The sequence below is a fragment of the Pseudomonas sp. G.S.17 genome, assembly GCF_038096165.1.
In the GTDB taxonomy this organism is placed as follows: domain Bacteria; phylum Pseudomonadota; class Gammaproteobacteria; order Pseudomonadales; family Pseudomonadaceae; genus Aquipseudomonas.
On record NZ_CP151076.1, the window covers coordinates 6,132,386 to 6,144,928 of the forward strand.

Consider the following 12,543-nt stretch of genomic DNA (forward strand, 5'->3'; position numbering starts at 1 on the left):
CCATGTTCGAACCTTTGGTCGCGACGATCATCACTGCCGGCGCGCGAAGCGTGACTGGCGCGCGCAGTCTCTGGCTGGGTTGTACGCCGGAACCGGTGCAGCGCATCTATTTCGCCAATCACAGCAGCCACGGCGACTTTGTGCTGTTGTGGGCTTCGCTGCCGCCTGCGTTGCGCAAGCTGACCCGGCCGGTTGCGGGCGCGGATTACTGGCAGAGCAGCCCGCTACGGCGTTACATCATCAATCGCGTGTTCAACGGCGTGCTGGTTGATCGCCAGCGCAAAACGCCGGACAGCAACCCCTTGCAACCGATGCTCGAAGCGCTGGAGAACGGCGATTCGCTGATCATCTTCCCCGAAGGCACGCGCAATCTGGAAGACGGCCTGCTGCCGTTCAAAAGCGGCCTGTACCACTTGGCGAAAAGTTATCCACAAGCCGAACTGGTGCCCGTGTGGATAGCCAACCTGAACCGTGTCATGCCCAAGGGCCGCGTATTGCCGTTGCCATTGTTATGCACAACCAGTTTTGGCACGCCGTTGCAGTTGGGCAGTGACGAGCTCAAAGAACAGTTTTTATTGCGCAGCCGTGAAGCGCTGCTGGCCCTGGCCCCGGAGCAGCATTGATGGATAAGCAGACGCAATTGTTATTCATGGGCATCGGCGCGATTCTGCTGCTGGCCTCGACCATCGGTTTCATCCTCAAGCGCCGGGCTGGCGGACCCAATTCGGTGATCGACAACCTCAACGCGGATCAACGCGTGGTGGGTGATGGTCATTGTCATCGGCATCGCCTTCGCGTTGGGCTACAGCGCAGTGATCATCCTGTTCTACGCCGTGTCGTTCTATGCGCTGCGCGAATTCCTGACCCTGACGCCGACGCGCAAGAGTGATTACCCGGCGCTGGTCGCGGCGTTCTATCTGGCGCTGCCGCTGCAATACGTGCTGATCGCCATGAGCTGGTATGGCTTGTTTTCGATCTTCATTCCGGTCTACGTGTTTTTGCTGCTGCCGATCCTCGCGTCGCTGGGTGGCGACAGCACGCACTTCCTGGAGCGCGCGTCGAAAGTCCAGTGGGGCTTGATGATCGCGGTGTTCTGCGTGTCTCACGTGCCCGCATTGCTGACCCTGGAAATCCCCGGTTACGAGGGGCGCAATCTGTTGCTGATCGCTTATCTGGTGATCGTCGTGCAGCTGTCGGACGTGTTGCAGTACGTCTGCGGCAAGCTGTTCGGCAAGCGCAAGATCGCGCCGAACCTGTCGCCGTCCAAGACTGTGGAAGGCTTCGTCGGCGGCATCGCCCTGGCGTCGTTGATCGGCGGCGCGCTGTGGTGGATCACGCCGTTCAATCCCTGGCAGTCGGCGTTGATCGCGCTGCTGATCAACCTGCTGGGTTTTGCCGGTGGCATCGTCATGTCCGCGATCAAGCGCGACCGAGGCGTGAAGGATTGGGGACATATGATCGAAGGCCACGGCGGCATGCTGGATCGACTGGACTCGGTCTGCTTCGCCGCGCCGATCTTCTTTCACCTTGTTCGGTATTGGTGGGTGTAGCCCGCTTGACGCTCGGCCGCATAAACATTACAACCATAATCTAATCGCTCACGACCCCTTTGCGGACTCACGAGCTACGCTTCCCTCCATTCTCAACTTCAGGAGCATATGGGCATGAGCAGTTATGACGTTGTAATCATCGGCGGCGGCCCCGGCGGCTATAACGCAGCCATCCGCGCGGGCCAGCTGGGCTTGAGCGTTGCCTGTGTCGAAGGGCGCGAAACGTTGGGCGGGACGTGTCTGAACGTCGGTTGCATCCCCTCCAAGGCGTTGCTGCATGCTTCGGAACTGTATGAAGCGGCCACCGGCGAAGAGTTTGCCAAGCTGGGTATTGAGGTCACGCCGACCCTGAATCTGGCGCAGATGATGAAACAGAAAGGCGAAAGCGTGACGGCCCTGACCAAGGGCATCGAGTTTCTGTTTCGCAAGTACAAGGCCGAATGGATCAAGGGTTGGGGGCGGATTGCCGGGCCGGGCAAAGTTATTGTCACCGACGCCAACGGCGCCGAAACCGAGCTGCAAGCCAAAGACATCATCATTGCCACCGGTTCCGAGCCGACGCCATTGCCCGGCGTGGACATCGACAACCAACGCATTCTGGATTCCACCGGCGCGCTGTCGCTGACTGAAGTACCCAAGCATCTGGTGGTGATCGGCGCCGGGGTGATCGGCCTGGAGTTGGGTTCAGTGTGGCGGCGGTTGGGCGCGCAGGTGACGGTGGTGGAGTTTCTCGATCACGTCGCCCACGGCAGTGATCTGGAAGCGGGCAAGACGTTGCATCGCTCACTGTCGCGTCAGGGCATCAACTTCAAGCTCAGCTCCAAAGTGACCACGGCTACGACCTCGGAGAACGGCGTCAGCCTTAGCGTCGAACCGGCAGCGGGCGGCGCGGCTGAGTTGATCGAAGCGGATTACGTGCTGGTGTCCATTGGACGTCGGCCCTTCACCAAAGGCTTGGGGCTGGAAACGGTCGGCCTGGAACTGGACAAGCGCGGCATGCTGGAAAACAAAGGGCATCGCACCGCAGCAGAAGGCATCTGGGTGATCGGTGATGTGACGTCCGGTCCGATGTTGGCGCACAAGGCCGAAGACGAAGCTTCGGTGTGCGTGGAGCGCATCGTCGGCAAGGCGGGCGAGATCGATTACAACCTGATCCCCAACGTGATTTACACCCGCCCGGAACTGGCCAGCGTAGGTAAGACCGAAGAGCAGCTCAAGGCCGAGGGCCGCGCTTACAAAGTCGGCAAGTTTCCGTTCAGCGCCAACAGTCGGGCCAAGGTCAACCATGAAACCGAAGGCTTCGCCAAGGTCCTGGCCGACGAGCGCACCGACGAAATCCTCGGTGTGCATCTGGTCGGGCCAAGCGTCAGCGAAATGATCGGCGAGTTCTGCGTGGCGATGGAATTTGCGGCGTCTTCCGAGGACATTGCCCTGACCAGCCACCCGCACCCAACCCGCTCCGAAGCGTTGCGTCAGGCGGCGATGAGTGTGATTGGGTTGCCAACGCAGTCTTGATTGCGATCGTGGAAGCGAGGCTTGCCCGCGAAGAACGAAGACGCGGTGAATCCGGGACACCCGGGCGTCTGGTTCGCGGGCAAGCCTCGCTCCAACGGATGTTTATCAAGCGACTGAAAGGTGCTCATACAGAATCATCGAGCCCACGGCGATCAATACCACGCCGCCAACGATTTCCGCGCGTTGGCCGACGATGGTGCCCAGGGCGCGGCCCAGCAGGGTGCCGATGGTGACCATGGTCATGGTCGCCAGGCCGATAGCCGCTGCAGCGACGAGGATATTGACGTCGATGAACGCCAGGCCGATGCCCACCGCCAATGCATCAATGCTGGTGGCCGTCGCAGTCACGATCAGCAACAGCAGGCCATGCCGGGTGGTTTTCTCTTCTTCCTCGTCGGCGGTCTTCAGGCCGTTGTAGATCATGTGCAGGCCAAGCACGAGCAGCAGGGTGAAGGCGATCCAGTGGTCCCAGCTCTCGACGAATCTGGACGCAGCGTTGCCAATCAGCCAGCCAATGATCGGGGTAATGGTTTCGACGACGCCGAAGATCACGCCCATGCGCAGGGCTTCGAGAAAACGCGGTTTGTGCAGGCTTGAGCCTTTACCGATGGCCGCAGCAAAAGCGTCCGTCGACATCGCCAGAGCGAGCATTACAAGGGATATGGGATTCACGGTTTGGGTTTTTCCGGTCGGGCATTGAGTCCACGACACTCCCGCACGCCCGACCTTATGGCGCGAAAATGTCGATGGTCTCACCAACCAGTAAAGGTGTCCGCACCACGGCATGTTGCCGAGAATGTTGATACGGACGCTTCTTGGCGAAAAGAAGCAGGCTACTCCCCAAAGAGAGCGCGCTTTATACCGGCCCATTTGTGAAAATTTTGTCATGCCCCAAGCCAGGCAGAATCAGCGAAAACCGCAAAACCCCGGTCCAGACATCGATTTACACACTTGAATGCGACTAAATCGTAATTATTTATGTTTTTTTCGAACCGGTTGCTGTGTTTGTTATCTGTTGTGGGTAGTTTGGCGTTCAGCAAGGAGTCGTAGCGCGCATTTCTCTTGTGCAGGACGCACAGCACTAGTCAGAGGCTTCACCTTATGAATCGCAGGAATCTCCTGAAAGCCTCCATGGCGTTGGCGGCTTATAGCAGCGTGCCGGCCTCGGGGCTTTATGTTGCACGTGCTTTTGCCGCCGCCGCCGATGGCGAGATCGAAAATTTCGACTTCGATACGTTGAAAGCCCACGCCAAACAAGTGGCCGGCCGTGGCTACGTCAGCAACAAGCAGGTCCTCCCGCCCGTGTTGGCGAACATGACCCCGCAACAGTTCAACGCCATCAAATACGACGCCGGGCATTCTCTGTGGCACGACGTCAAAGGCCAGCTGGACGTGCATTTCTTCCACGTCGGCATGGGCTTCAAGACTCCGGTCCGCATGTACAGCGTCGACCCGACGACCAAGCAGGCGCGGGAAGTCCACTTCCGCCACGAACTGTTCAATTACGAGTCCAGCGGCATCGACAAGTCGCTGGTCAAGGGCGATCTGGGTTTTGCCGGCTTCAAGCTGTTCAAGGCACCGGAAATCGCCATCAACGACGTGGTGTCCTTCCTGGGCGCCAGCTATTTCCGCGCCGTGGACAGCAACAAGCAATACGGTCTTTCCGCTCGCGGCCTGGCCATCGACACGTATTCGACGCGTCAGGAAGAATTCCCGGACTTCACCAAGTTCTGGTTTGAAACTCCGGACAAGAACGCGACCCGCTTCGTGGTCTACGCCCTTATGGATTCGCCAAGCGCGACCGGCGCCTATCGCTTCGATATCGACTGCCAGTCCGGGCAAGTGGTGATGAACATCGACGCCACCGTCAATGCGCGCACAGACATCGCCCAGTTGGGCATTTCGCCGATGACCAGCATGTTCAGCTGCGGCACCCATGAACGCCGCATGTGCGACACCATTCACCCGGAAATCCACGACTCGGACCGCCTCGCCATGTGGCGCGGCAACGGCGAGTGGATCTGTCGTCCGCTGAACAATCCGCCGAAGCTGCAGTTCAACGCCTTCGCCGACAAGGACCCGAAAGGTTTCGGTCTGGTGCAGACTGATCACAATTTCACCAGCTACCAGGACACCGTCGATTGGTATCACCGCCGGCCGAGCCTGTGGGTCGAGCCCACCACGCCTTGGGGCGAGGGTTCGGTGAATCTGGTGGAGATCGTCACCACGGGCGAGACGATGGATAACATCGTGGTGTTCTGGACGCCGAAAAATCCGGTCAAGGCCGGTGATTCGCTCAACTTTGGCTACAAACTGTACTGGAGCCCGCTGCCTCCAGTGAGCACGCCATTAGCGCAGGTCCATGCGACCCGTTCCGGCATGGGCGGCTTCACCGAAGGCTGGGCACCTGGCGAGCATTACCCGGAGGTCTGGGCGCGGCGTTTTGCGGTGGACTTCAACGGTGGCGGCCTGGAACGCTTGCCGGAAGGTACGGCCATCGAACCGATCGTCACGGTTTCCAACGGCAAGGTTCAGGATTTCAACATTCTGGTGCTGCCGGATATTCAGGGTTATCGCGTGACGTTCGACTGGTACCCAACCAACGAGGGTGCCGAACCGGTTGAGATGCGCATGTTCATCAAGTCCCAGGATCGCACGCTGAGTGAAACCTGGCTGTATCAGTACTTCCCGCCAACGGCTGACAAACGTAAGTATCCGTAAGCGTCGAGCGCAGGTTTAAACGGCATGTTTCGGGGTGACCTGGACTTGCCGTTTGGCGTTATAGGGTCGCTATAACCTGTGTCCGTTTCAGCATTGTTTACACCGTCAAATTTATACCGCTCAGTAAATTCAATAAGTTAGCAAGCTAGTACTGTTACGTTTGTCGGCGTTTGATTAATTTTTGACGAATAGATTGACAGTCTTCCGAAGTCAGGCTGATATAGCCCTTGTCGCGCAGTTGGAGCGTTCGCTCCAGACCTGAATGCCGCCCCCTTCTTCAGCGGCCATTTTCCTACATTGATTGATACCTCTATTGACCGTTTTCGACAGTCGATGGGCGGTAGCGTTGCGCCTGCCCAATCCCCGATTCGTTGGGGTATCTCTCAAAACAAGCGCCACAGAGGCAGAAAACATGATGTTGAACTCTGCGAACACGGCCGACGATAACGCGTCGATGCTTTCCTTCAACAAGTCGACGGCCATGGTCTGGGCCGCCATCAGCCTGATTGTGGTCGAGACCTTTTCCGGTGCGTTGCGCTTTTATCTCGACCAGGCAGGACTGTCGCCAGCGCTGTACCTGCCCAAAATCGCCTGCCTGATTCTGTTGCTCATGGAACTGCGCACTTACAAGGCTGGCCGCGTCGTGTGGTTGAGCCTGCTGATGCTGGTGATTTCCGCCGTCCTGGCCATGTTGCATGGTGCCACCCTCAACAACGTCGCCTTCACCCTGTTCGCGCTCAGCCCGATCTTGTTCGGCATGGTTTGCAGCGACCACCTGATCCATCGCCGTCGGCTGCTCATGTGGGTCATCGGCTTATGCCTCGTGGCTTGTTTTGTCGGTCTCGCCCTGGACAAATTTACCGCGGTGCCCTGGAAAGGTTACAGCTACGCCATTGGCGAGACTCAGCTGAGCGCCAACACCACCTGGTCGGCCGGTGACGAGGACCGTAGCGCCGGTTTCGCCCGGGTCTCCAATACGTTGTCGATCCTTATCGCGATCTACAGCCTGTATATCGCGATGTTCATGCGTTCGCGCCTGCTGATTCTGGCGCTGAGCCTTGTCGCCCTGTACGGCATTGTCCTGACCACCAGCAAAGCGCCGGCCGGCGGCTATCTGCTGACCATGGGCCTGTTGCTGATTGCCCGCATGCGCTGGACCACTCGCGCCGCGTGCATCGTGGCCGTGGTGGTCGGCATGCTGCTGCCGCTGATGGGGCTGCTGTATGACTTCGACGCCCGTACCGTGAGCGGCGGCGGTTCGTCGCTGTCGTCCTTGTATGACCGGCTGAACAACACCTGGCCCAACGTCGTCGATGCCATGACCCGGTTAGGTTATGGCTACACCGGCGCAGGTTTCGGGTTATTCGGCAGCTCAGTGATCATTTTCCCGGTACCCGGCACCGAATTTCTGGTCGGCTCGGACAGCACCTTCATGTACCTGTGGGGATTGTTCGGGGTGTTCGGACCCCTGCTGTACGCCCTGCAGATTCCGTTGTTTTTTGCCCTGAGCAGCGACGATTCGCGCATTGCCCGAGCGTTGTTGGCAATCACCTTCTGCTGCTGCCTGATCAGCTGGACCACGGACATGTTCGAAATCGCGGTGGCCAATCTGTTTTTGGGCCTGGCACTCGGTCATGTGCTGACCGGCAAGCAGCTGGACAGCCGGCAGACCGCGCGTCCTGCGCAGTACCAGCTGTCCACCCTGCCCGACATGAATTGAGTGGTGAGCATGAAGGTCAGTCCAGGTTTTGCAGCAAGCCTGTTATGTGTTGGATGCCTGAGTGGCGGCCTGGCCAAGGCCCAGGAAAACGCGCAAGAGCCATTCATTCTCGGCATTGGCACGCACCTGATGAATTATCCGACGCCGTCGCGGCCAGCGCTGCAACTGGCGGCCGATGCAGGCATCGCTTCGGTCAAGGATGACGCGCACTGGTCCACCGCAGCGCCCAACGCCAACGAGCTGCGCATCGTGCCGTGGTGGCGCACCTATCTGACCGACGCCCAGAGCCTGGGCCTGAGCCGGTTGACGATCCTCGACTACAGCACCTGGTTTCATGACAACGCCAAGCCGCGCAGCGGCGAGGTCAAGGCGGATTTCCTGAGGTATGTGGACTACGTGACCAGCCAGCTGGGCAATCGCGTGACCTTCTATGAGATCTGGAACGAGTGGGATATCGAGGCGCCGAAGGACCCGCAACTCAGCGCCGACTATGCCGCGCTGGTGCGTGATGTGGTGCCACTCATTCGTAAAAACACGCAGAACGTTGAAGGCACGCCGGCGAAAATCCTTGCCGGTTCGGTAACGCCCGAAGGCATGGATTACGGCTTCGCCGACCGCCTGATCGACGCCGGCATGCTGGATCTGGTCGACGGCCTGTCGGTTCACCCTTACGCCCACTGCCTGCCAAACGTGAAGCCCAACCCCGAGGCCTGGGTGGTCTGGATGCGTGCTTATGAGGAGCATATCCGCGCCAAGGCCGGGCGCGATGTGCCGATCTACATCACGGAAATGGCCTGGCCCAGCCACCAGGGCAATTGCGGCTTCACGCCGGCGGTACAGGCGGTGTACATGGCGCGGATTCTGTTTCTGGCGCGCAGCCTGCCTAATCTCCAGGGCATGTGGTGGTACGACCTGGTCAACGATGGCCCCGACCGGACCGATCAGGAACACAACTTCGGCTTGCTCAACGAGGACCTGTCGCCCAAACCGGCCTATCAGGTCATGAAAGTCATCGCCCCGGTGATCAAGGACTTCAGCTATGACGCCGAGGCCAGTCGCCAGTCGGACAACATTTACCTGCTGTATTTCGACAAAGGCCCGCAGCGCGTGGTGGTCGGCTGGACAACCGGCCCGACTCTGCAACAGGACATTGCCAGCGCCGCACCCATGACCGGAGCGGTGCGCCTGATCGACACCGCCGAACCCGAGAAAGGCAGTCTTTCGGGCGAGCAATGGCAGTGCGCGAATCAGAGTTGTTCGGTACCCGTCACCCTGACCCATTTCCCCAAGATCATCAGCCTGAGCCCCGAGGAGACAGTGGCCACGCCCTGAACCGCCTCCTCGCTCCTACGTGAAAAAACGCCATGGACTTCAGAAAAGACATCAATGGACTACGCGCCATCGCGGTCATCGCCGTGCTGCTGTTTCACTTCAACCCAGGCTGGCTGCCGGGCGGATTTGCGGGCGTCGATATTTTCTTCGTGATCTCCGGCTACCTGATCACCGGAATTATCGTGCGCAGCCTGCACAAGGGTAATTTCAGCCTGATCGCGTTCTACAAGTCCCGGGCCAGACGGATCATTCCGGCGCTGGCGGCGCTGTGTTTCGTGCTGCTGCTGGCGGGCTGGTTTTATCTGCTGCCGCTGGAATACAGCGAGCTGGGCAAACACATCGCTGGCAGCCTTGGGTTTGTCTCCAACTTTGTTTACTGGGCCGAAGCCGGGTATTTCACGGCGGGCGCCCACGAGAAATGGCTGCTGCACACCTGGTCGCTCTCTGTGGAATGGCAGTTCTACATGATTTATCCGCTGGCGCTGCTGGCCTTGAGTCGCTTCATTGCCCAGCGCAATCTGCGCTGGTGGATCCTCGCTGGCTGCCTGCTGGGCTTCGGTTTCTGCGTGGTCGCGTCGTTTCTGTGGCCGGAACCGGCGTTTTACCTGCTGCCGACCAGAGCCTGGGAATTGCTCGTCGGCGGCGTCGCCTGCGTGTTTCCGGTCAAACTGCGCGCGCTGCCGCAACGGCTGCTGGAAGCTACCGGCCTGGGCCTGATGCTCGCCAGTTTCGTGCTGCTTTCCGAAAAAGACGTCTGGCCCGGTTATCTGTCGTTGTTGCCGGTGCTGGGAACCCTGGCGGTGATTGTCTCGGCTCGTCAGGATTCGTTCATGACCAGCAACCCCTTCTCACAATGGACCGGGAAGCTTTCCTACTCGCTGTATCTCTGGCATTGGCCGGTCGTAGTGTTCATGAGTTACGCCGGTTATCTGGGCGATACGTTCAATGCATTCCTCGGCATTGCCTGCGCCTTCGCGCTGGGCCTGGCGTCGTACCAATTGATCGAAAAATCGCCCCCAAAAGCGCCCACCCCCAAACGCCGCTGGAAATTCGCCACCGTCAGCGGCCTGATCACCATGGTCTTCGCCGCTGCCACTGCGGTCAGCGCCACCGAAGGCGCAATCTCGCCCTTGCGCGCCGTAAGCATCTCGGACAAGGCACGTTTCGTTCAGGATTACGCGGATCGGCAGAAGAATCTGTACGAGCTCTATTGGCTCAAGTGCGATGCCTTTTCGGCCTTCACCCAGCGCGGGTTGTCGGGCATTGACGAGTCCTGCACCCACAAACAAGGCGAAGGCGGCGTGTTCCTGTGGGGCGATTCCCATGCCCAGGCGCTTTCCCTGGGGCTCAGAACGTCGCTGCCAGCGGGCACGCCGTTCTATCAAGTCGCTTCCGCCAGTTGTCGGCCGAGCCTGACCCTGGACAACGGCCGCGCCACCCCGCCGCGCGTCACGTGCAACTATTCCAACAAAAAGGCCCTGGAAAGCATCCAGAAGCTGCAACCTGACGTGGTGGTCATCGCGCAAAAGGATGAACACGACAAGACCCACTGGGGCGACATCGCCGCGCGGCTCAAGAGCTATGGCGTCAAACACATCGTGCTGCTCGGACCGCTGCCACAATGGAATCCGTCACTGCCCAGCGTCATCGCCAACCGCCATTGGGGCCTGAATGAATCGCACATTACCGACGCGGCGCTGGACCAGAGCGTGATGGCCGCGGATAAGGCGATCAGACGCCAGATCGATCCACAATCGGTGGATTTCGTCTCGCTGATCGACAAGTTATGTGTCGCTAATTCCTGTCTGGTGCGTCTGCAGGACGACTCCTTGCTGCAAATCGATTCCGGACATTTGAGCGAAAAAGGCTCGCTGTACATCGTGAAAAACTTTGTGATGCCAGAGCTGAGCAAAATCAGCACCCAATAACGTTTCCAATCAAAAAGCCCGCATGGCGTGACCATTGCGGGCTTTTTTTGCTGGAAACGGTGGAGCCATCTTGCGTGGGAGCGAGCTTGCTCGCGAAGCCATATCAGGCGCTGAATCTCGGCCGGATCTACCAACCCTTCGCGAGCAAGCTCGCTCCCACAAGGATCGTTTGCCAGATCAGAGGCGCATGCCCACCGCCAGCCGATTGAAAGCATTCATCAGCGAGACGGCAATGGTCAGATCGGAGATCTCGGTGTCGCTGAACGTGTCTTTCAGCACGGCATACAGCTCATCCGATGCGCCTTGGGTGGAAACATGGGTCAGGGATTCCGACCAGGCCAGGGCGGCCTGCTCGCGCGCATCAAACAGTTCGCTGACGCGCCAGCCGGCCAGGCAGTCCAGTTTGCGCTGCGAAACACCGGCAGCGCGCAATGACTTGGAATGCATGTCCAGGCAGAACGCGCAGCCGTTGATTTGCGAAATGCGCAGGTAAACCAGCTCGACCAACGCCTGACCGAGAGAGCTTTTGCTCAAGGCGATGCTGGTGCTCTGCAAACCTTGATAGGCCGCTGGAGAAAGGTCTGAAAATGGAAGACGAAGCTTGCTCATTGGATACTCCCGAATGAATGGATGAAATTAGCGTGGATTTGAACAGCTGTGCATCCAGCCCTGATGCTCAAGACAGGCCACTCCCGGCCAGTTGTTGTGCCGCCGCCGCAAAGGCCGCGCGGCTCACTTCTTCGCCGAGGACCATGCCTTCCAGATAGACGAAGTGAACGTCGAACAGGCCGATCGTTTTCAGCACTTCAAGCAGGTACGGCGTGAGGAAATCGGGTTGCTGCCCACGCGGCTTGAGATGAAAGCCCCCTGAGCTGACGATGATGTAGACCGGGCGATCCCGCAGCAGACCGACCTTGCCGTCGGGCCTGGCTTCAAAGCTGCGCCCGATGCGCACCACGTAATCGATCCACAGCTTCAACGCGGCAGGCACGGTGAAGTTGTGCATCGGCGTGGCAATCAGCAGCAGGTCGCACCGCTCAAGTTCGCCAATCAGCTGCTCGGACAGCTCAAGTGCCGGTTGGGCGACAGGGTTGCGCTGGGTCAGCGCGGTGGCGTAGGCATCGCTTATGGGCAGCAGCGGATGTGCGACCAGGTCGCGCTGGGTCAGGGTGAATTGCGCATGTCTGGATCGCAGCGAGTCGGCCCATTCGACGGCCAACCCATAACCGGTTGACGCTTCCCCGTGAGGGCTGGCGGTGATCAGCAATAATTCACGCATGGGCGGACTCCTGAGCGACGTCCAGTGGCTGGACGAAATGCATGCCTCGGGCCAGCAGCCCGGCGCGGAAATAAAAGCGTTGTGCCAGCGCCATGTGCAGGCCGGTATCCAGGACCAGATGAGCACAGCCTCGCAGCCGGGCTTCTTCGCGGACTTTATCCAGCAACACCGAGCCCAATCCAGACTGGCGCATGGTCGGATCGACTATCAGATCGTCGACGTAGATGAAGCGGCCATAGATCAGGTTTTCCAGCTCACGAAAGCCGATCAGCCCGGCCAACTGGTCGCCCTGCCACAGACCCCACAGCCGATAACCCTGATAGGCCTGGCGATCCAGCTGCCGGGTGAATGATTCAAGATCGCTCAAGTGCGGGCGTAGTTGCTGCATGAGCGTGAAGCCTGCCGCCTGCTCGGCGCCGCGACTCAACAGTCTGAACATGGGGGGTTGCATGGCACACTCTCCTTCAAATGTGTGCCTACTGTATGCGCCGCATGGCC

The 12,543-nt window shown here is 59.3% G+C and carries 10 protein-coding genes, 1 pseudogene and 1 riboswitch; of the genes and pseudogenes, 7 read left to right on the forward strand and 4 right to left on the reverse strand.

Going from position 1 to position 12,543, the window contains the following annotated elements:
• The first annotated feature begins 2 nt into the window (after positions 1-2).
• From AABC73_RS28600 to lpdA, 3 genes and pseudogenes are all read left to right on the forward strand, one after another.
• Positions 3-623 (forward strand): lysophospholipid acyltransferase family protein, encoded by a 621-nt coding sequence (locus AABC73_RS28600; RefSeq protein WP_331150615.1) that lies wholly within the window; start codon positions 3-5, stop codon positions 621-623.
• A pseudogene (locus AABC73_RS28605) lies at positions 623-1,550 on the forward strand (phosphatidate cytidylyltransferase). Before AABC73_RS28600 ends, AABC73_RS28605 begins: the two are co-directional and overlap by 1 nt.
• 114 nt (positions 1,551-1,664) lie before the next feature.
• On the forward strand, positions 1,665-3,065 hold the full coding sequence (lpdA, locus tag AABC73_RS28610) for a dihydrolipoyl dehydrogenase (protein WP_341521860.1): 1,401 nt from the start codon (positions 1,665-1,667) through the stop codon (positions 3,063-3,065).
• A 105-nt stretch (positions 3,066-3,170) separates the two neighbouring features.
• Here the strand turns inward: lpdA and mntP are convergent, their stop codons facing one another.
• Positions 3,171-3,737: a manganese efflux pump MntP gene (gene mntP, locus AABC73_RS28615; protein ID WP_341521861.1), complete on the reverse strand. Its 567-nt coding sequence runs from the start codon at positions 3,735-3,737 to the stop codon at positions 3,171-3,173.
• A 52-nt stretch (positions 3,738-3,789) separates the two neighbouring features.
• A riboswitch (yybP-ykoY riboswitch) is annotated at positions 3,790-3,919 on the reverse strand.
• Between the two features lie 247 nt (positions 3,920-4,166).
• Between mntP and AABC73_RS28620 the strand changes: the two genes are divergently transcribed.
• The 4 genes from AABC73_RS28620 to AABC73_RS28635 all read left to right on the forward strand — a co-directional run bounded on the left by AABC73_RS28620 (position 4,167) and on the right by AABC73_RS28635 (position 10,766).
• Positions 4,167-5,786, forward strand: coding sequence for a glucan biosynthesis protein D (locus AABC73_RS28620; RefSeq protein WP_341521862.1), 1,620 nt, complete (start codon positions 4,167-4,169; stop codon positions 5,784-5,786).
• A gap of 412 nt (positions 5,787-6,198) precedes the next feature.
• Positions 6,199-7,506, forward strand: coding sequence for a hypothetical protein (locus AABC73_RS28625; RefSeq protein WP_341521863.1), 1,308 nt, complete (start codon positions 6,199-6,201; stop codon positions 7,504-7,506).
• A gap of 9 nt (positions 7,507-7,515) precedes the next feature.
• Complete coding sequence (locus AABC73_RS28630) at positions 7,516-8,838, forward strand: hypothetical protein (RefSeq protein WP_341521864.1); 1,323 nt, start codon at positions 7,516-7,518, stop codon at positions 8,836-8,838.
• A gap of 32 nt (positions 8,839-8,870) precedes the next feature.
• The gene (locus AABC73_RS28635; RefSeq protein WP_341521865.1) at positions 8,871-10,766 is read left to right on the forward strand and encodes an acyltransferase family protein; all 1,896 of its coding nucleotides are present in this window, start codon (positions 8,871-8,873) and stop codon (positions 10,764-10,766) included.
• A 177-nt stretch (positions 10,767-10,943) separates the two neighbouring features.
• On the opposite strand, the gene AABC73_RS28640 is transcribed toward AABC73_RS28635, so the two are convergent.
• The 3 genes from AABC73_RS28640 to AABC73_RS28650 all read right to left on the reverse strand — a co-directional run bounded on the left by AABC73_RS28640 (position 10,944) and on the right by AABC73_RS28650 (position 12,496).
• A complete protein-coding gene (locus AABC73_RS28640) occupies positions 10,944-11,375 on the reverse strand; it encodes a carboxymuconolactone decarboxylase family protein (RefSeq protein WP_331150622.1) in 432 nt (143 codons plus the stop codon).
• Positions 11,376-11,442: 67 nt separating this feature from the next.
• Entirely contained in the window at positions 11,443-12,045 is a 603-nt protein-coding gene (locus tag AABC73_RS28645) for an NAD(P)H-dependent oxidoreductase (RefSeq protein ID WP_341521866.1), read from the reverse strand.
• Complete coding sequence (locus AABC73_RS28650) at positions 12,038-12,496, reverse strand: GNAT family N-acetyltransferase (protein ID WP_341521867.1); 459 nt, start codon at positions 12,494-12,496, stop codon at positions 12,038-12,040. The genes AABC73_RS28645 and AABC73_RS28650 overlap by 8 nt, the downstream gene beginning before the upstream one ends.
• Positions 12,497-12,543: the final 47 nt, after the last annotated feature.